At 67.4% G+C, this 22,686-nt stretch carries 18 protein-coding genes; 6 read left to right on the top strand and 12 right to left on the bottom strand.

The window, feature by feature from the left end; genetic code table 11:
* Positions 1-2: 2 nt before the first annotated feature.
* The gene (locus AC3A6X_RS16420) at positions 3-1,697 is read right to left on the bottom strand and encodes an electron transfer flavoprotein-ubiquinone oxidoreductase (RefSeq protein WP_487843183.1); all 1,695 of its coding nucleotides are present in this window, start codon (positions 1,695-1,697) and stop codon (positions 3-5) included.
* 123 nt (positions 1,698-1,820) lie between these two features.
* On the opposite strand from AC3A6X_RS16420, the gene AC3A6X_RS16415 reads away from it, so the two are divergent.
* Both AC3A6X_RS16415 and AC3A6X_RS16410 read left to right on the top strand, forming a co-directional pair.
* Positions 1,821-2,603 (top strand): SDR family oxidoreductase, encoded by a 783-nt coding sequence (locus AC3A6X_RS16415; protein ID WP_309964685.1) that lies wholly within the window; start codon positions 1,821-1,823, stop codon positions 2,601-2,603.
* A gap of 20 nt (positions 2,604-2,623) precedes the next feature.
* Complete coding sequence (locus tag AC3A6X_RS16410; RefSeq protein WP_487843302.1) at positions 2,624-3,511, top strand: DMT family transporter; 888 nt, start codon at positions 2,624-2,626, stop codon at positions 3,509-3,511.
* Positions 3,512-3,579: 68 nt separating this feature from the next.
* On the opposite strand, the gene AC3A6X_RS16405 is transcribed toward AC3A6X_RS16410, so the two are convergent.
* Entirely contained in the window at positions 3,580-5,313 is a 1,734-nt protein-coding gene (locus AC3A6X_RS16405; RefSeq protein WP_487843182.1) for a hypothetical protein, read from the bottom strand.
* Positions 5,294-7,300: a hypothetical protein gene (locus AC3A6X_RS16400; protein ID WP_487843181.1), complete on the bottom strand. Its 2,007-nt coding sequence runs from the start codon at positions 7,298-7,300 to the stop codon at positions 5,294-5,296. The genes AC3A6X_RS16405 and AC3A6X_RS16400 overlap by 20 nt, the downstream gene beginning before the upstream one ends.
* Positions 7,301-7,579: 279 nt before the next feature.
* On the opposite strand from AC3A6X_RS16400, the gene AC3A6X_RS16395 reads away from it, so the two are divergent.
* Complete coding sequence (locus AC3A6X_RS16395; RefSeq protein WP_487843180.1) at positions 7,580-7,999, top strand: acyl-CoA thioesterase; 420 nt, start codon at positions 7,580-7,582, stop codon at positions 7,997-7,999.
* Positions 8,000-8,003: 4 nt separating this feature from the next.
* Here the strand turns inward: AC3A6X_RS16395 and AC3A6X_RS16390 are convergent, their stop codons facing one another.
* Genes AC3A6X_RS16390 through AC3A6X_RS16380 form a run of 3 tightly spaced genes read right to left on the bottom strand, consistent with a single transcriptional unit; the run spans position 8,004 to position 12,109 of the window.
* Entirely contained in the window at positions 8,004-10,007 is a 2,004-nt protein-coding gene (locus AC3A6X_RS16390) for a hypothetical protein (protein ID WP_487843179.1), read from the bottom strand.
* A gap of 60 nt (positions 10,008-10,067) precedes the next feature.
* Positions 10,068-11,435 (bottom strand): sensor histidine kinase, encoded by a 1,368-nt coding sequence (locus tag AC3A6X_RS16385; protein ID WP_487843178.1) that lies wholly within the window; start codon positions 11,433-11,435, stop codon positions 10,068-10,070.
* Positions 11,432-12,109, bottom strand: coding sequence for a response regulator (locus tag AC3A6X_RS16380; protein ID WP_487843301.1), 678 nt, complete (start codon positions 12,107-12,109; stop codon positions 11,432-11,434). Before AC3A6X_RS16380 ends, AC3A6X_RS16385 begins: the two co-directional genes overlap by 4 nt.
* Before the next feature lie 93 nt (positions 12,110-12,202).
* On the opposite strand from AC3A6X_RS16380, the gene AC3A6X_RS16375 reads away from it, so the two are divergent.
* Positions 12,203-12,913: a phosphatase PAP2 family protein gene (locus AC3A6X_RS16375; protein WP_487843177.1), complete on the top strand. Its 711-nt coding sequence runs from the start codon at positions 12,203-12,205 to the stop codon at positions 12,911-12,913.
* Positions 12,914-12,959: 46 nt separating this feature from the next.
* Positions 12,960-14,783 (top strand): phosphoethanolamine transferase, encoded by a 1,824-nt coding sequence (locus AC3A6X_RS16370; protein ID WP_487843176.1) that lies wholly within the window; start codon positions 12,960-12,962, stop codon positions 14,781-14,783.
* Here the strand turns inward: AC3A6X_RS16370 and AC3A6X_RS16365 are convergent.
* From AC3A6X_RS16365 to eat, 4 genes are all read right to left on the bottom strand, one after another.
* Complete coding sequence (locus AC3A6X_RS16365) at positions 14,747-15,328, bottom strand: peroxidase-related enzyme (protein WP_487843175.1); 582 nt, start codon at positions 15,326-15,328, stop codon at positions 14,747-14,749. The genes AC3A6X_RS16370 and AC3A6X_RS16365 overlap by 37 nt on opposite strands.
* A gap of 108 nt (positions 15,329-15,436) precedes the next feature.
* Entirely contained in the window at positions 15,437-16,228 is a 792-nt protein-coding gene (gene eutC, locus AC3A6X_RS16360) for an ethanolamine ammonia-lyase subunit EutC (protein WP_487843300.1), read from the bottom strand.
* Between the two features lie 56 nt (positions 16,229-16,284).
* A complete protein-coding gene (locus AC3A6X_RS16355) occupies positions 16,285-17,676 on the bottom strand; it encodes an ethanolamine ammonia-lyase subunit EutB (RefSeq protein WP_487843174.1) in 1,392 nt (463 codons plus the stop codon).
* Positions 17,677-17,692: 16 nt separating this feature from the next.
* Entirely contained in the window at positions 17,693-19,063 is a 1,371-nt protein-coding gene (gene eat, locus AC3A6X_RS16350; protein ID WP_487843173.1) for an ethanolamine permease, read from the bottom strand.
* A 61-nt stretch (positions 19,064-19,124) separates the two neighbouring features.
* Between eat and AC3A6X_RS16345 the strand changes: the two genes are divergently transcribed.
* Positions 19,125-19,592, top strand: coding sequence for an FKBP-type peptidyl-prolyl cis-trans isomerase (locus AC3A6X_RS16345; protein WP_487843299.1), 468 nt, complete (start codon positions 19,125-19,127; stop codon positions 19,590-19,592).
* A gap of 15 nt (positions 19,593-19,607) precedes the next feature.
* On the opposite strand, the gene AC3A6X_RS16340 is transcribed toward AC3A6X_RS16345, so the two are convergent.
* Positions 19,608-20,957, bottom strand: a complete 1,350-nt coding sequence (locus AC3A6X_RS16340; protein WP_487843172.1) for an esterase-like activity of phytase family protein — start codon at positions 20,955-20,957, stop codon at positions 19,608-19,610.
* A gap of 117 nt (positions 20,958-21,074) precedes the next feature.
* Positions 21,075-22,673, bottom strand: a complete 1,599-nt coding sequence (locus AC3A6X_RS16335; protein ID WP_487843171.1) for an OpgD/OpgG family glucan biosynthesis protein — start codon at positions 22,671-22,673, stop codon at positions 21,075-21,077.
* Positions 22,674-22,686: the final 13 nt, after the last annotated feature.

Here is a 22,686-nt window from a genome sequence, read left to right as displayed (position 1 = left end):
TCCTACATCCCCACGTAGTTCGGCCCGCCGCCCCCCTCGGGCGTGACCCACACGATGTTCTGCGTCGGGTCCTTGATGTCGCAGGTCTTGCAGTGCACGCAGTTCTGCGCGTTGATCTGCAGCCGCTGCTTGCCGTTCTCGCCCGCCACGAACTCGTAGACGCCGGCCGGGCAGTAGCGGGCCTCGGGGCCGGCGTACTCGGGCAGGTTGATCTCGGTGGGCACTGCGGCGTTCTTCAGCGTCAGGTGCGCGGGCTGGTTCTCCTCGTGGTTGGTGTTGCTGATGAACACCGAGGAGAGCCGGTCGAAGGTGAGCTTGCCGTCCGGCTTGGGGTAGACGATCTTCCTGGCGTGCGCGGCCTTCTTGAGCCGCTCGTGGTCGGCCTGATGGCGATGCACCGTCCAGGGGATGTGGCCGCGCAGCACGTACTGCTCGATGCCGGTCATCAGCGTGCCGACCGTCAGGCCCTTCTTGAACCACTGCTTGAAGTTGCGCGCCTTGTTCAGCTCGCGGTACAGCCAGCTCTTCTGGAACGAGGCCGGGTAGGCGCTGAGCTCGTCGTGCTGGCGTCCGGCCATCACCGCGTCGAAGGCGGCCTCGGCGGCGAGCATGCCGGTCTTGATGGCGGCGTGGCTGCCCTTGATGCGGCTGGCGTTCAGGTAGCCGGCGTCGTCGCCCACCAGCGCGCCGCCGGGGAACACCGTCTTGGGCAGCGACAGCAGGCCGCCCGCGGTGATGGCGCGCGCCCCGTAGCTCAGGCGCTTGGGCGCCTTCAGGCCCTGGTCCTGGCCCTCGAAGTACCAGCGGATGTTCGGGTGGGTCTTGAAGCGCTGGAACTCCTCGAAGGGGCTCATGTGCGGGTTCTGGTAGTCCAGGCCGACCACAAAGCCGACGATCACCTGGTTGTTCTCGGCGTGGTAGAGGAAGGAGCCGCCGTAGGTGTCGGGCGGCAGCGGCCAGCCCGCGGTGTGCACCGCCAGGCCCGGCTCGTGGCGGGCCGGGTCGATTTCCCACAGCTCCTTGATGCCGATGCCGTAGCTTTGCGGGTCCTTGCCGGCGTCGAGCTTGTACTTGGCGATCAGCTGGCGGCCCAGGTGGCCGCGCGCGCCCTCGGCGAAGATGGTGTACTTGGCATGCAGCTCCATCCCGAGCTGGAAGTTCTCGGTGGGCTCGCCGTCCTTGCCGATCCCCATGTTGCCGGTGGCCACGCCGCGCACCTTGCCGTCCTCGGTGTAGAGCACCTCGGCCGCGGGGAAGCCCGCGAAGATCTCCACGCCCAGGGCCTCGGCCTGCTGCGCCAGCCAGCGCACCACGTTGCCCAGGCTGACGATGTAGTTGCCCTCGTTGTGGAAGTTCTTGGGCAAGAGGAAGTTGGGCGTGCGGTAGGCGCTGGTCTCGCTGAGTATCAGGAAGGTGTCCTGCGTCACCGGCTGGTTGAGCGGGGCGCCTTGCTCCTCCCAGTCGGGCAGCAGCTCGTAGAGCGCGCGCGGGTCCATGATCGCGCCCGACAGGATGTGGGCGCCGGGCTCGGAGCCCTTTTCGAGCACCACCACCGAGATGTCCTTGCCGTGCGAGGCGGCCAGCTGCTTGAGGTGGATGGCAGTGGCCAGCCCGCCGGGGCCGGCACCGACTACCACTACGTCGTATTCCATGGCTTCGCGGGGGCCGTACTGGGCGAGGATTTCGTCGTGGGTCATGTGGGGTCTCGTCGATAATGATTTTGGGAGGGTGGCGAGGCGCCGCGAAGGGCCGGGCCATTTTATGCGGCGCCTTATGCTTGTCCGGAATGTCGCTTATCCAAACCAGCAGGGACGGTCTTCATGGCTTACAGCATCGATCTTTCCGGCCGCGTGGCCTTCGTCACCGGCGCATCGAGCGGGCTCGGCGCGCAGTTCGCCAAGACCCTGGCCCGTGCCGGCGCCGCGGTGGTGCTGGCCAGCCGCCATACCGACCGCCTCAAGGAGCTGCGCGCGCGCATCGAGGGCGAGGGCGGCGATGCCCACGTGGTGGAGCTCGACGCGACCGATGTGAACAGCATCAAGGCCGCCGTGGCGCGCGCCGAGACCGAGGTCGGGCCCATCGACATCCTGGTCAACAACTCGGGCGTGAGCACCACCCAGCGGCTGGAGGAGGTGAAGCCGCAGGACTACGACTTCATCTTCGACGCCAACGTGAAGGGCGCCTTCTTCATCGCCCAGGAGGTGGGCAAGCGCATGCTGGCGCGGGCCCGCGGCGCGGCGCCCGGCACCTACATCGGCGGGCGCATCGTCAACATCGCCTCGGTGGGCGCGCTGAAGGTGATCCCCAAGATCGGCGTCTACTGCATGAGCAAGGCCGCCGTGGTGCAGATGACCAAGGCGATGGCGCTCGAATGGGGGCGCTTCGGCATCAACGTCAACGCGCTGTGCCCCGGCTTCATCACGACCGACAACAACGAGGACCACTGGGCCTCCGACGACGGCCAGAAGCTCGTCGGCGGCCTGCCCCGCAAGCGCCTGGGCAAGCCGGAAGACCTGGACGGCCTGATCGTGCTGCTGGCCAGCGGCCAGGGCCATTTCGTCAATGGCGCGGTGATCGCGGCCGACGACGGATACGCGCTCTGAGGCCCGGCGCGGTCATCGGCATCGCGGCCGGCCTGGCCGCGGGTGCGCTGTGGGGCCTGGTGTTCGTGGTGCCGCGCATGGTGGGGCATTTCGGCATGGTCGACATCACGGCGGCGCGCTTCCTGGTCTTCGGCGCGGTTGCGAGCCTGGCGCTGGGGTGGCGGCCGGCCGATCGGCGCTGGCCCAGCGCGCGCCAGGCCCTCGCCGTGCTCGGACTGAGCGGGCTGGGCTTCAGCGGCTACTACCTGTTGCTGGCCTTCGCCATCGTCGAGGCGGGCACCGAGGTGCCGAGCCTGGTCATCGGCACCATCCCGGTCTGGATGATGCTGCTCGGCCGGCCGGCAGGGTTGCGCATGGCGGCCTTGCTGCCGGGCCTGGCATTGACCGCGGCCGGCATCGCGTTGATGGTCTGGTCGGCCTGGCCGCAGGATGGCATCGGCGGCGGCGCGCGGGCGCACTTCGGGCGGGGCCTGCTGCTCGCCACGCTCGCGATGGCCAGCTGGACCGCCTTCGGCCTGCTCAACGCTGCCTGGCTGAAACGCCATCCCGAGGTGCATGCGGCCGACTGGACCAATTGGCTGGGCATCGCCACCGGCCTGGGCGCCTTCGTGCTGTGGCTGGCCGCGGGCTCCGACCTGGCGACCCTGCGCGCGCAGCCCGACGGGGCCTTGTTCGTGCTGCTGGCGCTGGCCGGTGGGCTGGGCTCTTCGTGGCTGGCAACCGTGCTGTGGAACATTGCGAGCCAGCGGCTGTCGGCGAGCTTGTGCGGACAGCTGATCGTGAGCGAGACGCTGTTTGCCTTGCTCTATTCGTTTTTGTGGGATGGCCGCTGGCCGCATGCGAGCGAGCTTGGGGCGGCGCTGCTGTTTGTGATGGGCATTCTTGCGTCTATCAAGGCGCATCGGTGAGAGCCGGAACCTCGAGGCAAGAGCGGGTCTGAGCTGGAGTCCGGGGGCAGGGCGGCCCCAATGTGCGATCAGGTCGTGGTCGTGACGTCAAGCTCGGGCAAGCGGCCAGCCTGCCAGAGATCCAGATAGCGCTCGATCCTGTCCACCACGGCGGACCGGAGCCGCGCGTACTGCGTTTCGGTCAACGAGTAGCCGCGATTCGTCGCATGGTTGACGATCCGGTCCACGCCGAGGCGTCCGCTGCCCGGCAATGCAGCCCTGCGCAGGACCAGGCCGAGGCGATCGGCATATTCAGTGGCCGCGCTTGCAGTCTCTTTGTTGAGGCGGCGCAGGGCATTGAAGGTGCCAGGCTCAGCGAGGTAGTCCAACAACTGGTTCATCCAGGGCCGTTCGGGCCGCACGTCGGAACCGGTCCAGCTCTTCATGATTATTTCAACAGCCCAGCGCGTCATATGCGCTTGGATCTGCTGATTGCGAGCCACCACCTGCGCTGCGATTCCGGAGGGCACACTGCGCTTGAGGTCGGCGGTTACCGGCCGCAGTTCCAGCAAACAGTGGTTGATCCTGTGCACATCGGTCCATTGCGAGAAACTCAGGTGCGCAATCTGCTGCGCATCCAGGGCCAGGCTCGTGATGCCTAAGGCAGGATCGAAGAGCTTCGATATCCAGCCAAACGGACGGGTCTCGTCTGCCTGGCTGCCCAGCAGCTCCAGATCCACGAGCCGGCCCTTGCCGCCGGCAGCGACGACGGCCTCGCCGAACACATCGACCAGAAACGCGCTCGACCGCACATGCAGGCTGCGCACCTTAGCCTGCTCGATCCACATTTGCGCTTCGTAGACCGCGAGCTCGGCAGCGAACTCACCCTGCAGCGTGAACTGCTCGATCCATTGGCTGCGCAGGAGCTTGGGCAGGAATCCCGGCGCCAGCACCACCGGTGGGTCGCCGCCCATCAGGCACAGCCCGCGCAACTTCGTTTTCGCAAGCTCTTGCGCCAACGATGCCGGCACCATGACCTGCTCTTCGACACGAAAGACGATGCCCAGCGTTCGCATCCCCGGCGCCTGCGGCTGGGGGGCAGCTTTCGAGTTATCGATGTCATCGGTGGACATCGATTCGGGCGGCGACTGCTTGAGTGCCGTTTCAAGGCTCTCGATGTCACCGTCGCTGCCGATCGTCACCGTGACATCGCATGCGATGCCATACGACAGGATGCTTCCAAGTATCGGCACCTGCATCTCGATGCCATCGACATGCACGAGGTTCGAGAAGGCCGGCCAGCGTCGCTGGATCGCCACCACGACGTCCATGCGATTCGTCTTGCCGCACCAGGCGATACACGCCTGGAATGCCTCGCGGCGCGGCTCCCTGCCTTGAGCGGCCACTTGCACTGCTTCGCAAATCTCCGTATAGCCTTCCAACATCGATTGGACCTGCGCTGCCGACTCCGGATCGGCCGCTTCGTCGGTCGCTTGTTCGGTCGCTCCGATGCGCGGCAACATACAAACCTCCTTCGACAGCGCCGAGGTCGCAATCCTCGTCAAGCCCTGTCGGAGCGACGAAAGCCGCGGATCGACGAACCACGCCCGCCCGTCGAACTGATGGGTGATCCAGCGCAGGTCCTCGTCGGCCAAGGCCTCTGCCGACCTGATCAGTTCGTCGAGCATGTTCTCGACGTCGGGCGCTTTCGTCCCGCGAAACAGCGACGTCATCGTTCGCGATGTGCTGGCCAAGCTGGCGAGGTCTTTCACTGTCAGGTAGCTCAACACCCTCTGCAGCGCATCACGGTTGACATTCGGCATGCCCATCTCTTGGGTCATGAAGTAGTCGGACCAACGCTGCATCCCCCCGCATGGCTTGGTCGCGGAGTCGATCTCGGTTGTTTCGCAGGTGTGCTTCGACATCGGCGTGAAGTGCTGCGGCATCCCCGGCGTGGGAACCGCCAGAAATCTCAAGCTGGGTGATCGATCGACAGGCGAGAACGGCTTTTATAGAGGCGGGAACGCCGTACGCATCCACGATGGAAGGGCTCAACTCGAGATATGAAATGTGCGCTTGCTTTCGCAAGAGCATGCCCAGGTCGATGTTGCAAGCTTCTTCATGCTGGATGCGTCGCAGCTTGAGCTTCTCGATGCGACATTCTTTTCCGGCGGCGTCGACGGCTTGCACACAGGTTCGGAGCACCTCATCGTTGGCCGTAATGTAGATTTCTTTCAACGGACCGCGCAGAGCCTTCTCGAGGACAGGCCTCAGTCCTGCACAGTCGATGTTCGGGCTGTCGCTTTCGAACCGGATGCGCTCGATCGTCGTGGAGGCCAGGACCGACAACAGCGACTTGCCGTGCGGGTCGCGGTCGCCTGGAAACAGCGTGAGCTCGCCGACCGAGCGCGCTTCGGCAATGGCCTCGAAGACCGGCATCGATGCCTCGAAATCAAACTCGCCCTTACGGTGCCAGTCGATCTTGACGGCACGGATCTCCACGTTTGGATAGGAAAGAATACCAACGGCGGCTCCAACAGACTCTTTCTTGTTGACTTTCAGGTTGAAGGCGATGCCAATGGCGCATGCCGCTTCAAGTATGTCCTTCTCATGCGCGGCGATGTAGTCGATGAAGTGTGGGTATCTGACTTGAATGGCGTGTGCCAGCTCCATGCAACGATGCTCGAAGCACCAGAACAGCGTATCTTTGAATATGCGGTCAACGTCGTTGACAGGGTCGGGGGTGCGGCCAGTGAGAAAATCGACCACGCAACCGACGTGAACATCCGGTAATTCCGGCATGCCCATTGCCAGATAGCGTCTCTTGTCAGCGACCTGCGGTGCCGTCACGTCTGCGAGTTCCTGCACGAGACATCGGGCGTAGGCGTAGGGCAGCCGATGGTCCATGTATTCCAAGGACGATATCCCGAACACGCGCTTCGCCCCGTGCCGTGTTTGTTGCAGACTCAGCACGGCTTCAGACCGCCAGGAAGCCGAAAGTCCCAACTCCACCTTGTACGACCCCCATCCTGCGCCGTTCAATGCAATCGCATTGGCGTAGGCATCTGCCAGTTGACCGCTCATCGAGCCAGGATCGTGTCGCGCCAGGATCTGGCGCAGGATGCGCCTGCCGAGATCCGGCCAGGCGTCGTCGTGCCATGCGAGCCCGGGGCCCATGAGAACGCTTAGAAGCTCTGGATTGGCGATCGCTTCAACGATGAATGCCGTCTCCAGTTCGCACTTGCCTTCCACGGGACCGTACAAGTACAGATGGTGCATCGAAGGGCAATGGGCGATGGCGCGCCCAAGGCCGGCTACCAAGCTGCCGGCGCTGACCCGGTCCCATGCTGGAAATTGCAGGCCGAGACTCTGGATCTCGCACTGCGGGCTCGCAAGACAGGCCGCCAGATGCAGGGCCATCGCAGGGTCGTCCAAGGTGAGCCTCAGATCGCAGATGATGCGGTGCGAGGTCAGCGCCGCAACGGCAGAGGCCGCGTTGCTCGCCTGGAGGGATCTCAGATCGACGGGAGCACGAAACGTCGGAAACGTTAGCTGCATGCCCGCCACGATGTCGAGGCGCCCGCGCTGCAGGCACCATTTGACGCAGGATTCGAAGTGCTGCGGCGCGGGCGTCTCGTCATGAAGAAGCGCATCCAGCGCCGGGCATTCCAGCGCCTCTGGCGCAGGGCCACCAAATAGTTCTTTCTCTAGCCCTTGATTGAGGGCACGCGCATTGGTCCGCTCGGACTGGGAATTATTGAATTGGGAAGCTTGGAGAGCTTGGATAGGCACACTGGATTCACGTTTCATCGCTTGGGTCGAATTGGGGGAAAGCCTATGTCTGTGACCTCGACGCCCGCTTGGTTCCAGCGCGCCGAAGCCGGCGGAACTCGCCCCTCATGCCGCTTCAGCACAATCCGGCCTCGACCCCGGTCACCACCCCGATTCGGCCCGCGAGAGCTGCGGCAGCTTCTCGGCGCGGTGGCTGCTCTACACTTTTCTGTGGGACGGCCGCTGGACCCATGCGAGCGAGCTCGCGGCGACGCTGCTGTCGGTCCTGGGCATCCTCGCCTCCATCAACGCACACCGATGAAAATCGAAATCCCCGAAGTCAAGAAACTGGTCTACGAAATGACGATCCCCATCCGCTGGGGCGACATGGACGCGATGGGCCACCTCAACAACGCGAGCTACTTCCGCTTCCTCGAGACGGCGCGCATCGACTGGTTCCATTCGCTCGGTACCGTGCCCAGTCCGGAGGGGCAGGGCATGGTGATCGTGAATGCCTTCTGCAACTTCTACAGGCAGCTCGAATACCCGGGGGACGTGCGGATCAAGATGTACGTGAGCGACCCCGGCCGCACCACCTTCGAGAGCTGGGCCACCATGGCCCGCACCGATGCGCCCGAGGTGATCTGCGCGGCGGGCGGGGCGACGACGATCTGGGTGGACGTCGTGAAGCAGAAGGCACTGCCGCTGCCGGACTGGCTGCGGGCGGTCGTGAGCTGAGCGTTCAGTACACGTAGACCGCGCCCGCAGCTGGCGCGCTGTTGTCCTGCTGGTTGCCCCCGACGCCGGTCGCGGCACTGCCTTCCCAGATGGCGCCCACTGCCAGGGTGCGTGCGTAGGCGTCGAGGGAAACGGCATAGCCGAAGGCGTCCATTGCGTCCGGATTGGGTGCCTTGACAAAGGCCGTGCGGCTCCAGATGTTGGGGGTCTTTTCCCCATAAAGGTGGACGGCCCCCGTCCTGAAGCTCGCGGCTGCAGAGGTTTCCGTGCCGTTGACGCCCGCCGACGTGGCTGCGTCGCCGGGGGCGCCGACTGCCAGGATCCTTCCGTCGCCCGACAGAGCCACCGCCTCGCCGAAGCCATTCTCGAAGCTCAGGGAGGGTGCCTTGATGTAAGCCCCGCGATTCCAGGTGTTGGCCAGCTGCCAGTAGACGAATGCGGCGCCGCTCGTCACTGCCAGTTGCGTCGTGTCCGGATTGATGCCGGTTCCCATGGAGTTCTCTGTCGGCGCGCCCACAGCCAGCACGTTCCCCGTGTGCGACAGCGCGACCGAGGAGCCGAAGTTCGAATAGGCACGCTGGTTCGTCAAGCGCGCATGCAGGGGCCATGCATTGCCTGAGCGTCGGAAGACATGAACCGCGCCTGCCGCCTGCAAGGACGTATCGGGTGGCCACGGCAGGGTGACAGTTTCGTTTCTCGCGCCCACCGCCACCGTGCTCCCGTCGGCGGACATCGCAATGGCGCTGCCGAACATGGAGATCGATTTGGGCGACGCCGCGAGCAGCTGGGCCTGAGGGCTCCAGCTTGCGCCGGTCCGGCTGAAGACATAGGCGGCGCCTGCACGGTCCGCTCCGCTCGAATCCGAGATGGCGCCGGCGGCCAGGAGGTTGCCATCGGAGGACAGCGACACCGAGTGGCCGAAGATGGCGGTGGTGCTGGCGCCGAATGGCTTGAGCAAGGCCTGTTGCGTCCAGCCGAGCGCGCCGTTCGCGAAGACATACACGGCGCCCGTGGAGGGCGCGCCATCGTCGTTGCTGGCGCCGATGGCCAGCGTTTGCGCGTTGCTCGAGAAGGCGACCGCGGTACCGAAGCCGTCGCCCGGCTTGGGATTGGGCGCGCTGAGCGTGGTCCGCAAGCTCCAGCCCGTGCCGATCCGGGCATAGACATGAACCGCACCCGGGGCAGGCGTGGGCGAACCATGGAGGATGCCGGGCGCTCCGACGGCCATCCATTTGCCGTCGAAGGAGAGGGCGACGGCGTAGCCGAAGAAGCGCTGAGTGGCCGTATCGCCGGCCTTGAAGTAGCCGATGGCCTGCTTCATGTCCGGAACGACGGGCTGCGAGGACGAGCACCCGCCCGCGTTGCACGCGCTGATGACGAACTTGAGATTGGCGAACTGCGGCAGGAACAGATCGGACAGCTGGTAGCTCGTGGCCGTGATGTTGTTGACGCGCGTGACGAAGAAATCCGGCATCGTCCACATCAGGGTGTTGTCGAGCAGCTGGTAGTAGGTGGCACCGGGACTCGGGGTCCACGAGAAGCGCAGCGACTTCAGGTCGTAGCCGACACTCACGTTCGCCGGGGGCGGCGGAGCTTCCACCCGAGGGGAGCACACGGCCTGGACGCTGTCGGCCGGCGAGCTGGCCACGCCGGCCACTGCGGTGACTGCGCAGAGCTGCGCCGCCGTTTGGGTCTGCACCATCGCTGCACGCAGGCGGTACGGCGGACCACCGGGCTGGGGAGAACCGGACGCGCGGTCAGCGGCCATCGTCGGCCCCTCGCCGCTGTCGCTGCGCAGCACCGCGGCGCCCTTGAGCCCCTCGTCGGTGCCGCCGGGGACGGCCTGTTCGGATCGGGTGGACGAGGGCGAAGCGCCGAGCAGCGGCGTTGCATCGCCGCCGCCTCCACCACAACCCGCCAGCAGCAATGCCGCGAGACCCGTTGCCAAAGCCATCCCCTGGATGGCACCGGACAGACCGTCCCGCCGCACGCGAACTTCTTCCACCATGCCCCTCATCCGTTGTTTACTTTTGTTAACAACGAATGGTAACAGCGGAAGATCAGGCTCTCATGCCGCCTCCAGCACGATCCGCGCCTCGAACCCGGTCGCCGCCCCCGGCGGCGGCGAGGACAGCTCCAGCCGCGCCCCGTGCTTCTCGACGATGGTGTTGACGATCGAGAGCCCGAGCCCATAGCCCGCGCTGTCGGAGCTGTGGCGCACGTGCCGTTGCTGCAGCGTGCGCAGCTGCGCGCTGCCCACGCCCGGGCCGAAGTCGCGCACGGCCAGGGTGGCGGGCGCCATCACCTCGACCACGACGCGGCCGCGGCCGTAGCGCAGGGCGTTCTCCACCAGGTTGCGCAACGCGATCGCCAGCGCATCGACATCGCCGAGCGCCATGGGCGCTTCGGCGTCGGGCACCTTCAGCGACAGGCGCTCGTTGACGCGCGGGTCCTTCCAGAACTCCTGCGCCACGGTGCCGGCGAGCTGGACCAGGTTGACTTTGGCGCGCGTGAGCGAGGCGCCCGACTCGGCCCGCGAGAGCTGCAGCAGCTTCTCGGCGCGGTGGCCCAGCACATGCAATGCATCGAGCGCAGCCTCCACGTCGTGGCGCCGCAGGTCGTGCTCCAGCGCGGTCTGCAGCCGCAGCCGGGCGGCCGCGAGCGGCGAGCGCAGCTCGTGCGCCGCGTTCGCCGCGAGCGCACGCTCGACGTCGAGCGCGTGCGACAGTCGCTGCATCAGCCGGTTGACGTCGTCGCCCACCGAGCGCAGCTCGCGCGGCAATCCGGCGAGCGGGATCGCCCGCAGGTCCGAGCCGTTGCGCAGCGCGATCTCGCCGGCCAGCACCTGCAGGCCGCGCAGCTCGCTGCGCGCCACGTTGCGCAGCACCAGCGCCAGCAGGGGCAGCATCGCCATCAGCGGAATGATCAGGCCGAGCAGGGTCCGGTTGAGCGCGGTGCGGCGCTCGTCCAGCGGGTCGGCGACCTGGAGGTAGAGGCCGAGCGTCGGGTGGCGCGCGGTGTAGATGCGCCAGGCTTCGCTGTCGGCGAAGCCCTTGGCCAGCGGCACATCGAAGGCATTGGCCGGCGCTTCGGCGGAGCGCAGCAGCACGCGCTCGTGCACGTCCACCATCTGGTAGAGCACCGCGTCGGTGGGGTAGAGCTGCGGCCGCGGGACCAGCGGCAGGGTGGTGTCGGGGCGCTCGGCGCGCAGCTTGTCGAACTCATGCACCGCCGTGTCGAAGGTGCGGTGCGCGACCTCGGCCAGCTCGTTGTCGAAGTTGTGGTTGATCTCGCGGTCCACATACCAGACCACGCCCAGCACGCACAGCAGCCAGACGCCGCCGACCCAGACGATGAGCGTGCGCGTCAGCCGCCCGGCGAGCGAATCGCGGGAACCGAGCTCGGCCTGCGCCTGCTGCAGGAAGCCGAGCTTCATTCGTCCTCGTCCTCGGGCGAGTACGACAGCCGGTAGCCCAGGCCGCGCAGCGTCTGGATGTGGTTGCGGCCCAGCTTGCGCCGCAGGCGGCTGATGAAGACCTCCAGCGTGTTGCTGTCGGCCTCGTCGCCGAAGCCGTAGAGCGCATCGGCCAGGTTGTCGCGCGTGTGGATGCGTTCGGGCCGCGTCGCCATCACGCGCAGCAGCGCCCATTCCTTCTGCGTGAGCGTCACCGGCATGCCGTCCTTGCGCACCAGGTCGCGCGCCAGGTCGATCTCGAGCGTGCCGAACTGCAGCACCGGCGTGCTGGCGCTGCTGCGGCGGCGCTCGACGGCGCGCAGCCGCGCCAGCAGCTCGGCCGGGTCGTAGGGCTTGATGAGGTAGTCGTCGGCGCCGGCGTCCAGGCCGCGGATCCGGTCGGTGACCTGATCGCGCGCGGTGAGCACGATCACGATCGGGCGGTCGCGCAGGGCGCGCACGTCCGGCAGCAGCGACAGGCCTTCGCCGTCGGGGAGGTGCAGGTCGAGCAGCACGGCGGCGTACTGCACCGCCGCCAGTGCGGCGCGCGCCTGCGCGAGGCCGGGCGTCACGTCGACCACGAAGGCCTTGGCCTCGAGGTAGCTGCAGACCGCGCTGGCCAGCGCGGCGTCGTCCTCGACCAGCAATATGCGCACGTCGCCTTCCTTCTTGTCCAAAGAGTGCGAGTCTAGTGTGCCGCGCGGGCGCTTCAGGCAGCGTTCAGCAGGCGGGCTTAGGCTCGCGCGTCCATGTTCCGTTCGATGCCCGTACGCCCCCTTGCCTGGACACTCCTGGCCTTGCTCCTGCTCCTGCTCTGGGACGCCACCGGTCTCGACCTCGCGCTGGCCCGGCTCGCGGGCACGCCGACGGGCTTCCCGTGGCGCGACAACGGGTTCCTGGTGCATGTGATGCATGAAGGCGCGAGGTCGCTGAGCTGGCTGCTGCTGGTCGCGCTCGTCGCCGCCATTCGCTGGCCGGTGGGCGTGCTGCGCCGGCTGCGCACGCGCGAGCGGGCCCAGCTCGCCTTCACCGTCCTGGCCGGCGTGCTGGTGGTGTCGCTGGTCAAGCAGGCGAGCGCGACCAGCTGTCCCTGGGACCTGAAGGCCTTCGGCGGCGCGGCCGACTACGTGTCGCACTGGGCCTGGGGCCTGCGCGACGGCGGGCCGGGCGGCTGCTTTCCGGCGGGCCACGCCTCCGCCGGCTTCGCGTACGTGGGTGGCTGGTTCGTGCTGCGGCGCGCCTCGCCGCCGGCGGCGCGCGCATGGCTGGCCTGCGCGCTGGCGAGCGGGCTGCTGCTGGGCCTGGCGCAGCAGCTGCGGGGGGCCCACTACATGAGTCACACGCTGTGGACGGGCTGGCTCTGCTGGACCACGGGCTTTGCCGTCGACGCGCTGCTGCGGCTGATGCGGGATCGCAGCGGTGCGGCGGCGGGCGCCACGCCCAAGCTGAACGAAACCTGAGCCGGGCATTCAGTGAGTTTTCAGTCCGGCTTCCGAGACTTGCCGGATGCCTTTCTCGACTGTCCGGAATTCCGCCCTTTCCCCCGAGCCCCTGGCGCAAGCCTCGACCGAAGAGGCGGCCGTACCCCCGTGGCGGCGCATCGACGCCCGACTGGCACAGCCGCGATCGGCACGCAGCGTGGTCCTCTGGCTGAGCCTCTATCTCGCGCTGGCCGCCAACTGGCCCCTGTGGGCAGAGCTGGCCCGCATCGGCGGGGCGCCCAGCATCTACCTGCCCCAGATCGCGCTGATGGCGCTGCTCACCGTCTGCGGCACCGTCGCCCTGCTGGCGCTCGTCGCCTGGTCGCGCTGGATGAAGCCGCTGTGGTTCGCCGTGGTGATCGCGGCCGCGGTGGCGCAGCACTTCATGCTGAGCTACCACGCCGTGATGGACCCGAGCATGCTGGCCAACGCGATGCAGACCGACGTCCACGAAGCACGCGACCTGATGGGCTGGAGCCTGCTGTCCCACGTGCTGCTGGTCGCGGCTTTGCCCGCCTGGGCGCTGTGGCGCGTGCGCGTGGCGCCCATGGGCCTGTTGTCGCAGGCATGGCGCAATGCACTGCTGCTCGTCGCGGCCGTTGCGCTGGCGGCCGGCGGCGCGCTGGCGATGAACCGGCAGCTCGCGCCGCTGATGCGCAACAACGTCCACCTGCGCTACATGATCAATCCGCTGGCCAGCCTCTATTCGGCGGGCGCGGTGGCGCTCAAGCCGCTGTTCAGGCACAGCAGGAAACTGATCCCGGTCTCGGGCGGCACGGCACTGGGCGCCAGCTACGCGGCGCAGGCCCGGCCGCCGCTGTTCGTGCTGGTGGTCGGCGAGACGGCGCGGGCCGATCATTTCGGGCTGAACGGCTATGCGCGCAACACCACGCCGGAGCTGGCCGCGCGCAAGGTGCTGTCATGGCGCGACGTCCACTCCTGCGGCACCAACACGCTGGCCTCGGTGCCCTGCATGTTCTCGCCCCTGGGGAAGGCCGCCTTCGAGGCGCGCAAGGACGACTACGAGAACCTGATGGACGTGCTGCAGGCCGCCGGCCTCGCGGTGTTCTGGCTCGACAACCAGCCCGGCGGCTGCAAGGGCGTGTGCGACCGCATCCCGCACGCCTTCGCCTTCGACCAGCTCGGGCCGGAGGTGAAGAGCGCGCTGTGCGACGGCGACGAATGCCTGGACGACGCCATGCTCCGGGGCCTGGACGAGCGCCTGGCTGCGTTGCCGGCCGATCGCCGCGCCAAGGGGGTGGTGCTGGTGATGCACCAGATGGGCAGCCATGGCCCGGCCTACTACAAGCGCTCTTCACCGGATGCCAAGCGCTTCGTGCCCGAATGCAAGACCAACGCGCTGGCGGAGTGCAGCCATGCGGAGCTGGTGAACGGCTTCGACAACTCGATCGCCTACACCGATCGTTTCCTCGGGAAGACCATCGACTGGCTGCAGGCGCAGTCCAGGCGCTACGACCCGGCCTTGCTCTACCTGAGCGATCATGGCGAGTCGCTGGGCGAGTACGGGCTGTTCCTGCACGGCGTGCCCTACAGCTTCGCGCCGGAGGTGCAGAAGCACATCCCGATGGTGATGTGGTTCGGGCCGCGCATGCGTGAGCGCGCGGGGCTGTCGCAGGCCTGCATGGAGGCGGGGCTGGATGCGCCGCTCACGCATGACAACCTCTATCACACGGTGCTGGGCGTGATGGATGTGCGGACGCCGAGCTACAAGGCGGGGCTGGATGCACTGGCAGCGTGCCGCGGCGCTGGGCCCTCTGCCTCTCTTGCTCCCTCTCCCTCTGGGAGAGAAAGCTACTTCTTGGCCTTGGGCACCCGCCCCAGCAGATAGAACTCCGCATTCGGCTGCATCCCGCTGAAGCTCGCCATCCGGTTCGAAAGCCCGAAGAAGGCGGTGATGGCCGCAATGTCCCAGATGTCCTCGTCACTGAAGCCGTGCGCATGCAGCGGCGGGAAGTCGCTGTCGTCGATCTCGTGCGAATGCTCGCAGACCTTCATCGCGAACTCGAGCATCGCGTGTTGGCGCGGCGTGATGTCGGCCTTGCGCCAGTTGACCGCCACCTGGTCGGCCACCAGGGGCTTCTTCTCGTAGATGCGCAGCAGTGCGCCGTGCGCCACCACGCAATAGAGGCAGCGGTTGGCGGCGCTGGTGGCGGTGACGATCATCTCGCGCTCGCCCTGTGTGAGCGAGCCTTCCTCCTTCAGCATGAGCGCGTCGTGGTAGGCGAAGAAGGCGCGCCACTCGGCCGGCCGGCGTGCGAGGGCGAGGAACACATTGGGGACGAAGCCGGCCTTCTCCTGCACCTCGAGCACCTTGGCGCGGATGTCTTCGGGCAGGTCCTTCAACTCGGCGAGGGGATAGCGCGATGCGGTCATGGTGTCTCCGTGTGTTGCTGCCGCCCATCATAGGAGCGAGGGTCTTCGGCACGCTGCGGGCAGTCGCGGGCCTTGCTGCAGTGCGGGCAGGCGGAAGGCGGCAGGGGGCTAGGCGCCGGGCCCATCGAGCGCCGGAGTTGAATCCTCCGACGCGAGCACAGCCGACGCGCTTTCGTCCTTGAGCGCCACGCCCGTCAGGCCGCGGCGCAGCGCTTCGCGGACGAACCAGGCGAGCTTGAACGCGGCAGCCTCGTAAGACAGCCCCTCCGGGCGCACGTTCGAAATGCAATTGCGCTCGGCGTCATGCCGGCCGCGGCGTGGCGCGTGGGTGATGTAGAGGCCGAGGCTGTCGGGCGAGCTGAGGCCGGGGCGCTCGCCGATCAGCATCACGGCCATGCGGGCGCCGAAGGCCTCGCCCACCTCGTCCGCGAGCGCGACGCGTGCCTGCGTGGCGATCACGATGGGCGCGAGCCGCAGCGCGGCCGGCAGTTGCGGGCGCAATGCAGACAGCAGCGGCAGCGCATGGCGCGTCGCAGCCAGCGAAGAAAGTCCGTCGCCGATCACGAGGCTGAGATCGACCGGTGGGCCTGCCCGGGCGCGCAGGGCCTGCGCATCGTCGTCGTCGAGCTGTCGGCCCAGGTCGGGGCGGCGCAGGTAGGTGGTACGGTCCGTCGCGCGGCTGCGCGCCCGCAGCACCTCCCAGCCCTCGCTGCGCAGCGCGGCCTCGAGGGCATCGACATCCAGGGCCGCGTGGATTGCGTCGCGCGCCATCGCATGCGCCCAGCCGAAGCGCAGGATCTCGTCGGTCGGCATCCCGGCGCCGGCGCGGCCGAGCGCGAGGCGTGCCGGCGTGGCGCTGCGCCAGTCGGCCCAGGGGCTGTGCGTGACCGGGTCGGCCATTGGAGTACCTCCGCCTTCGGTTGCGGTGCGAGCGCCTTCGGGCGGCCGGGCGGCGCTCATGTCAGGGCCTTCAGCGAACGCATGTCCGCGAGCAGCGGGTTGGAAGAGGGCGCTTGCAGCCGGCCCGTGCCATCGGTGATCTGCATCCGCTGCAGCCAGGCCTCGAACTCGGGCGCGCGCTTCAGCCCCATCGACTCGCGCAGGAACAGCGCGTCGTGGAAGGAGGTGCTCTGGTAGTTGAGCATCACGTCGTCCGCACCCGGCACGCCCATGATGAAGTTGATGCCGGCCGTGCCCAGCAGCACCAGCAGCGTGTCCATGTCGTCCTGGTCGGCCTCGGCATGGTTGGTGTAGCAGACGTCGCAGCCCAGCGGCAGGCCCAGGAGCTTGCCGCAGAAATGGTCCTCCAGCCCGGCGCGGATGATCTGCTTGCCGTCGTAGAGGTACTCCGGCCCGATGAAGCCGACCACGGTGTTGATCAAGAGCGGCTGGTAGCGCCGCGCCAGCGCATAGGCGCGCGCCTCGCAGGTCTGCTGGTCGACGCCGAAGTTCGCATCCGCCGAGAGCGCGGAGCCCTGGCCGGTCTCGAAGTACATGAGGTTGTTGCCCACCGTGCCGCGCGCGAGCGACTGCGCGGCCGCATGCGCCTCGTCCAGCAGCTCGGGCGTGACGCCGAAGGAGCGGTTGGTCTTCTCCGTGCCGCCGATGGACTGGAACACCAGGTCCACCGGCGCACCGGACTCGACCAGCTTGAGCGCATGGGTCACATGCGTCAGCACGCAGCTCTGCGTGGGCACCTCGAAGCGCTGGATCACCTCGTCGAGCATGCGAAGCAGGTCGCCCAGGTGCTGCACGCTGTCGGTCACGGGGTTGATGCCGATCACCGCATCGCCGGCGCCCATCAGCAGGCCGTCGAGCATGGAGGCGGCGATGCCGCGCAGGTCATCGGTCGGGTGGTTGGGCTGCAGCCGCACCGCGAGATGGCCGGGCAGGCCGATGGTGTCGCGGAAGCGCGTCACCACGCGGCACTTGCGTGCCACCGCAATCAGGTCCTGGTTGCGCATCAGCTTGGAGACGGCGGCCACCATCTCGGGCGTGAGGCCGGGCGCGAGCGCCGCCAGGGCTTCGGTGCTCGCTTGCTCCGAAAGAAGCCAGTTGCGGAAGTCGCCGACCGTCAGGTGGGCCACCGGCGCGAAGACCGCTGCATCGTGGCCGTCGATGATCAGGCGGGTGATGTTGTCCTCTTCGTAGGGGATCAAGGCCTCGCTCAGGAACTGCTTGAGCGGCGTCTCCGCCAGGACGTGCCGCGCTGCCATGCGCTGCTGCGCGGTGGCCGCACCGATGCCCGCCAGGTAGTCGCCCGACCGTGCCGGGCTGGCGAAGGCCATGACCTGCCGGAGGTCGTCGAACGCGAAGACCTGCGAATCGAGAGTGGTCCGGTAGCGCATGCGGCAAGGAAGAAGTTCAGCCCATGGTGGAGAGCAGTTTGTCGGGTGCGGCGGCTTCGCGCTGTGCGGCCGTGAGGCGGAAATAGCCGTAGGCCAATGCCATCAGCACCAGGAACAGCAGCGCCAGCTTGCCATTGAACCAGATCATCGCGCTCAGGCACACCAGGCCCAGCAGCAGGGCGATGGCGGGGAAGACGGGGTAGAAGGGCGCGCGGTAGGTGCGCTCCAGCTGCGGCTCGCTGCGCCGCAGCTTGAAGAGCGCGGCCATCGAGATGAGGTACATCACGATCGCGCCCAGCACCGACATGGTGACGATGTTGGCCGTGAGCGTCTGCCCGCCGAACTGCACCCACTCGTCGCTGAAGATCGCGGCGACGCCGATGACGCCGCCGGCCACCAGTGCGCGGTGCGGCGTATTGAAGCGCGGGCTCAGCGCGGCGAAGGTGGCGGGCAGGTAGCCGGCGCGCGCCAGCGCGAAGATCTGGCGCGAATAGCCCATGATGATCCCGTGGAAGGAGGCGACCAGCCCGAACAGGCCGATCCACACCAGCATGTGCAGCCAGCCGCTCTGCTCGCCGACCACGGCCTTCATCGCCTGCGGCAGCGGATCGTTGATGTTGGCGAGCTGGCGCCAGTCGCCGACGCCGCCGGCGAAGATCATCACACCGAAGGCCAGCACGACCAGCGTGACGATGCCGGTGGTGTAGGCCAGCGGGATGGTGCGGTGCGGATCGCGCGCCTCCTCGGCCGCCATGGCCGCGCCCTCGATCGCCAGGAAGAACCAGATCGCGAAGGGAATGGAGGCGAAGATGCCCGGGATCGCCGCACTGCTGAAGTCCGAGTTGCCTGACCACCCGTGGGCCACGAAGTTGGCGAGCGACCAGCCCGGGGCGACCACGCCCATGAAGACCAACAGCTCGAAGATCGCAAGCACGGTCACGAAGAGCTCGAAGGCCGCCGCGATGCCGATGCCGACCCAGTTGAGGGCGATGAAGATCACATAGGCGCCGAGCGCGAACCACTTGGGGTTGATGCCGGGGAACTGCACGTTGAGGTAGGCGCCGATCGCCAGCGCGATGGCCGGCGGCGCGAAGACGAACTCCACCAGCGTCGCGAATCCCGCGACGAAGCCGCCGTTGGGCCCGAAGGCGCGCCGTGCATAGGCGAAGGGCCCGCCCGCATGCGGAATGGCGGTGGAGAGCTCGGTGAAGCTGAAGATGAAGGTGGTGTACATGGTCGCGACCAGCACGGTGGCGACCAGGAAGCCCAGGGTGCCGGCGGTGTTCCAGCCGTAGCTCCAGCCGAAGTACTCGCCCGAGATCACGAGGCCGACGGCGATGCCCCAGAGCTGGATGGGGCCGAGCACTTTCTTCAAGCCTGTGGTCATGCACACTCCTTGTTGTTGAATGGGACCAAAGCCTCACAGCAAGAGCGATGCCATGGCGGGCATGCGCCGCAATAATGGACTGTTTTCAACCAACCCGGGAGACCGTCTCGTGCATTCCTTCTTTCGTCTTACGGCCGCAGCCCTCGTGTCCTTGTGCGCCCTGCCGGCCGCGCTGGCGCAGAGCGCCCCCGTCACTACCCCGAGCGGGCTGATCTACCAGTCGCTGAAGGAGGGCACCGGCGCTTCGCCCTCGGCCACCGATGTGGTCAAGGTGCACTACCGCGGCACCTTTCCGGACAGCGGCAAGGAGTTCGACAGCTCCTACAAGCGCAATGAGCCGACAGAGTTTCCGTTGAACGGCGTGATTCCCTGCTGGACCGAAGGGGTGCAGAAGATGAAGCCGGGCGGGAAGGCCAAGCTGACCTGCCCGCCTGCCATCGCTTATGGGGCGAAAGGGGCGGCTGGGGTGATTCCGCCGAATTCGACGCTGAACTTCGAGGTCGAGTTGATCTCGGTGACGAAGCGCTGAGCGGGGGCTTGGGGCCTACCTGGCCCTCAGAAACTCCCCCACCTCCAGCAACACCAGTTCGTTGTCATCCGCCTTGTTCGGCTCCCGGCTGCTCGAAAAGGGCAGGTTGTTGTCGTTCCCCACCACGATGTGCGTCGCATCCACCACATCCACGTTCTCGATCGTGAAGAAGGGGAAGCTCAGCACGCCTTCCACCGTGGGCTTGCGCGACAGCTTGTTCGGGTCGGCGATCTGCAGCAGGTCGATGTAGCCGATCTTGCGCACTGGCTGGCCGACGTTGGCATCGCTCATCTCTATCTTGTAGACGCGCTTGAACTTCGCAATGTCGTGGAAGCAGTCGGCGCGCTTCTGGCCTTCGGGGCAGGCCTTGTCGGGCGTGCCTTCGCCGTTGTCGCGCTCGATGGTCAGGCCGGTGGTGCCATCGATCATGTTGAAGTCGCCGATGGCGTTGCCGTTCGCCTCCAGCGGGTACTTCCAGTGGCGGCCGGTCCACTTCTCGCTCGCGACGTCGAACTCCAGCACGCGCAGCGCTTCCTTGCCGTCGACGCGCTCGTAGTCCTTGGTCTCCGCGTTCCACACGGGGCCCTCGAGCAGCGCATAGAGCTTGCTGCCGTCCCTGGAGGCGGCCATGCCTTCGAAGCCCTTGGAGCGCCTGACCTGGAAGTCGACCGGGCCGCCGGGTGCGCCCGGCGTGGTCACGGCCGGATGGTCGGGCGAGCGCACCGCCTTGCCGTCGACCTGGGTCTCGAACACCGCGAGCACCTTGCCCTTGCGGTCGGCCTTGATCAGGTAGGGACCGAACTCCTCGCCGATCCACAGTGCGCCGCCGGCGAACTGGAAGCTCTCGGGGTCGAAGTCCGAACCCGTCAGGTAACGCTGCTTGCTGCCTTCATGGACGATGCGGAAGGGCACCTTCTTGTCCGGGTCGTGCAGGAAGACGGTGCCCAGGCGCTGGAACCTGCCGCTGCCGAAGTCCACCTTGTAGTGGTTGAGGTAGAGCATGAAGTCAGGCGAGTTGGCCTTCGAGCCGGCGCCGTTGTCGGTGAGGATCCAGAAGCTGCCGTCCTCCATTTTTTTGATGCCCGACTGGCCCTGCGCCGGCTGCCCCTTGAAGGGCAGCGAGACGCCCGTGCCGCGGCCGCCCGACAGTCCTTCCACGCTGCCGATCTGCTCGACCCGCTTGCCGGTGGTGAACTTGCCGCTCGCCTGCAGGTCGGCCGGCGCATCCTTGGGCGCGGCGATGAAGCTCCGGGCCGGCATCAGCGCATGGCCGGCGAGCGTGGCGGGGTAGGCGGTCTGGGCGCTCGCCGGGCTGCAGGCCAGGGCGGCGGCGAGGGCGACGAGGGAGAAGACAGTACGTTGCATGGTCCGGAAGCTTCTTGTGATGAAAGCCCGGACCATGCCGCTGGCGGGTGACGCGGCCATGACATCGGCGCCCGCCGGCGCCTGATTGGCGCGACGCTGTACACCGTCGCCGCGGGCTCAGCCCGGCTGGTACTGGTACAGCCAGGTCTCCGTCAGCGTCTGGTCCCCGGTTTTCATGAACAGCCGCATGTCCACCGCCTCCGTGCCTTCGGCGGTGAAGTCGAACTGCGCGCGCCAGTGGCCCGCCACGCCGTTGGGCACTGCCTCCGCGAAGATGTACGAGAACTTGCCGCGCGAGGCCGTGAGCACCAACTCGGGCTTGACGCCGAAGGGTATGGCTTCGAGCGGCTTGCCGATGAACTCGACCATGAACTTGCGCACCCCCGCCGGGCGCTGCGTGCCCGGCTCGCCGCCGCGGCCCATGCGAGTGGCAACGCAGCGTGCCAGCGGCGACGGGAAGGGCTCCTGGTCGGTCCAGTGCAGCCGGTACTTGAGCGAATAGCTCGCACCGGCCTTGGCCGGCGCCTTGGGCACCCAGCAAGCCAGGATGTTGTCGTGGATCTCGTCGTCGGTCGGGATCTCGATCAGCTGCACCGAGCCCTCGCCCCAGTCGCCCTGCGGCTCGACCCAGAGGCTGGGCCGCTTCTCGTAGAGCACGCCGTCCTGGTAGTGGTCGAAGTTGCGGTCGCGCTGCAGCAGGCCGAAGCCGCGCGGGCGCGTGTCGCTGAAGGCCGAGGCACGGGTCTGGGTCGGGTTGTTGAGCGGGCGCCAGATGCGCTCGCCGGCGCCGTTCCAGATCGCGAGGCCGTCGGAGTCGTGCACCTCGGGCCGCCAGTCGATGGCCGTGGGCTTGACGGTCTCGCCGTACCAGAACATCGAGGTCAGCGGCACCAGGCCGAGGCGGCCGACGTCGCGGCGCAGGAACAGGCGCGCCTCGATGTCCATCAGCACCGCCTTGGTCCGCTGCATCACGAACTTGTAGGCGCCGGTGATGCTCGGGCCTTCGAGCAGGGCGTACACCGTCATCGTGTTGGCATCGGGCGTCGCGGGCGGCTCGAAGTAGAAGCGGGTGAAGTTGGGGAACTCCTCGGGCCGGTCGGGCATGGCCGCGTCGAGGGCGATGCCGCGCGCCGACAGCCCGTACTGGTAGAGCTCGCCGATGGCGCGGAAGTAGGAGGCGCCGAGGAAGGCGACCCAGTCGTTGGTCTGCCAGGCCAGCTTCTTCTGGTCGCCCAGGCGGCTCTCCTGCAGCCGGAAGCCGGCGAAACCTGCGCCCTCGCGCAGCTGGCGCGCGGGGCTGTCGGCGGGCATCGTGAAATAGTCGCTGTCGTAGAGGATCTCGCGCGCGAAGCCATCGCCGCTGGCGGCCTCCGTCACGTACATGTGGACCGGCAGCTGGAAGTAGCGGCCCAGGTGGAAGAAGGTGACGGGGAAGGGGCCGGGGCCGTCGCGAAACACGGCGAGATCGGGGTTGTACTTGATCTTGCCGTGCGCGTCGTAGTCGATGCGCTGCAGCACGTCCGCGGGCAGCGAGGTGTCGGCCACGTAGGGCCGGCCTGCGAGCGCCCTGGCTTCGGTAACAAGACGTTCGAAGGAGAAAGGACGGGGTTGGCTGAGCTTGATTCCCCCGGCCGCGAGGGCATCTGCAGGGAATCCGAGGGCGGCCAGCGCCATGGAGGCGCCGCCGGCGGTGAGGAGTGAACGGCGATCGATCATCGGCCAAGATGGT

This window comes from Variovorax sp. Soil_C_12, from assembly GCF_057657375.1.
Note: the sequence above shows the minus strand (reverse complement) of the source record. Positions and strands in the feature narration are given on the sequence as shown.

Bases quoted from the DNA above. Each gene is read 5' to 3' on its own strand.
- AC3A6X_RS16370 (WP_487843176.1), top strand. From the start codon at position 12,960: ATGCCTTTCTCGACTGTCCGGAATTCCGCCCTTTCCCCCGAGCCCCTG.
- AC3A6X_RS16340 (WP_487843172.1), bottom strand. From the start codon at position 20,957: ATGCAACGTACTGTCTTCTCCCTCGTCGCCCTCGCCGCCGCCCTGGCC.
- AC3A6X_RS16335 (WP_487843171.1), bottom strand. From the start codon at position 22,673: ATGATCGATCGCCGTTCACTCCTCACCGCCGGCGGCGCCTCCATGGCG.
- AC3A6X_RS16385 (WP_487843178.1), bottom strand. From the start codon at position 11,435: ATGAAGCTCGGCTTCCTGCAGCAGGCGCAGGCCGAGCTCGGTTCCCGC.
- AC3A6X_RS16355 (WP_487843174.1), bottom strand. From the start codon at position 17,676: ATGCGCTACCGGACCACTCTCGATTCGCAGGTCTTCGCGTTCGACGAC.
- eutC (WP_487843300.1), bottom strand. From the start codon at position 16,228: ATGGCCGACCCGGTCACGCACAGCCCCTGGGCCGACTGGCGCAGCGCC.
- AC3A6X_RS16345 (WP_487843299.1), top strand. From the start codon at position 19,125: ATGCGCCGCAATAATGGACTGTTTTCAACCAACCCGGGAGACCGTCTC.
- AC3A6X_RS16395 (WP_487843180.1), top strand. From the start codon at position 7,580: ATGAAAATCGAAATCCCCGAAGTCAAGAAACTGGTCTACGAAATGACG.
- AC3A6X_RS16365 (WP_487843175.1), bottom strand. From the start codon at position 15,328: ATGACCGCATCGCGCTATCCCCTCGCCGAGTTGAAGGACCTGCCCGAA.
- AC3A6X_RS16415 (WP_309964685.1), top strand. From the start codon at position 1,821: ATGGCTTACAGCATCGATCTTTCCGGCCGCGTGGCCTTCGTCACCGGC.
- AC3A6X_RS16400 (WP_487843181.1), bottom strand. From the start codon at position 7,300: ATGAAACGTGAATCCAGTGTGCCTATCCAAGCTCTCCAAGCTTCCCAA.
- AC3A6X_RS16420 (WP_487843183.1), bottom strand. From the start codon at position 1,697: ATGACCCACGACGAAATCCTCGCCCAGTACGGCCCCCGCGAAGCCATG.
- AC3A6X_RS16390 (WP_487843179.1), bottom strand. From the start codon at position 10,007: ATGGTGGAAGAAGTTCGCGTGCGGCGGGACGGTCTGTCCGGTGCCATC.
- AC3A6X_RS16375 (WP_487843177.1), top strand. From the start codon at position 12,203: ATGTTCCGTTCGATGCCCGTACGCCCCCTTGCCTGGACACTCCTGGCC.
- eat (WP_487843173.1), bottom strand. From the start codon at position 19,063: ATGACCACAGGCTTGAAGAAAGTGCTCGGCCCCATCCAGCTCTGGGGC.
- AC3A6X_RS16405 (WP_487843182.1), bottom strand. From the start codon at position 5,313: ATGCCGAATGTCAACCGTGATGCGCTGCAGAGGGTGTTGAGCTACCTG.